General features: G+C 42.9%; 1 protein-coding gene. It reads right to left on the reverse strand.

What is annotated here, in order from left to right:
* Positions 1-1,148: IS256 family transposase (locus tag ACFQ03_RS25820; protein ID WP_379291894.1), on the reverse strand; the 1,148-nt coding region annotated here is incomplete at its 3' end.
* Positions 1,149-1,184: the final 36 nt, after the last annotated feature.

Below are 1,184 nucleotides of genomic sequence, written 5' to 3' on the forward strand. Positions count from 1 at the left end.
TTTCTCTTGTTAAATGTTTTTTCATATTCCATCAGCACCGCTCCGATCAAGCGAAAAGCGGATTGTGTATTCGGAAATATACGAATCACATTCTCTCTTCTTCGCACTTCCTGGTTTAACCGTTCTAAGGAGTTTGTGCTACGGATATGTTTTCGAATCGGCTCAGGATGAATCATGTACTGTATGGTGTCTTCAAAGCCGTCTTCAAGAATCTCTAATGCCTTTTTGAAACGAGGCTCCTCGCCATAACGATGTATGAGTTCAGACTTAAAGGTGCGCATGTCATCGATCGTTACGGCTTCAAAGATACGTTTAATCATCGTCCGTATTTCAGCGGTATCTTTCTTCGGGAGCGCATTAAAAATGTTACGCTTAAAGTGGACATTACACCTTTGCCAGCTCGTTCCGATGAATTCACGTTCAATCGCTTTCTTCAGCCCACCATGTGCATCTGAAATGACCAACTTGGGAGACTGGATGCCACGTGATTTAAGATACTGAAAGAATCTACTCCAGCCGTCAAAGCTTTCTGCATGGTCGACCATCAATCCGATGATTTCGCGTTGGTTGTTTTTGTTCAGTGCGGTTGCGATATAGACGGCTTTTGATACAACCCGCTGATCTTCACGTACTTTGATGTACATGGCATCAACAAATAAATATGGAAAGTACATCACATTCAGTGGACGATTCGCCCAGGCATTCACGATCGGATCCAGCTTTTCTGTTAGTGAAGAGACAAAGGACTTGGAGATCCTTTCACCACATAGTTGTTCTACGACTTTTGTAACCTTACGAGTCGAGACGCCGTTGATCACCATTTCCAACATAGAAAGTACAAGTGCTTGTTCGCAGCGTGCGTACTTCTCAAAGACGGTAGGTGAGAATTCTCCCTCGCGTGTACGAGGAACACGCAAGGTTACTTTTCCAATGTTCATGACTAAATCACGCTCATAGTAACCATTTCTGTAATCCTGACGTTCCGAAGTACGCTCATAGGCAGCAGCTTGTAGATAATGATCTCGTTCCCTTTCCATGAATTCATTTAGCACCAATACGATCGTCGACTTCACAACTGTTTCAATATTGGAACTCATAACGGACTCTTTCAAGTGATCAATGTTTAAGTTAAACTGTAGTTGGGTCACTATAAATCCTCCTCATGCTCATGTATTTCGTGGTTG

Origin of the sequence: Paenibacillus residui, assembly GCF_042677205.1 — a bacterium.
Taxonomy (GTDB): Bacteria; Bacillota; Bacilli; order Paenibacillales; family NBRC-103111; genus Paenibacillus_L; species Paenibacillus_L residui.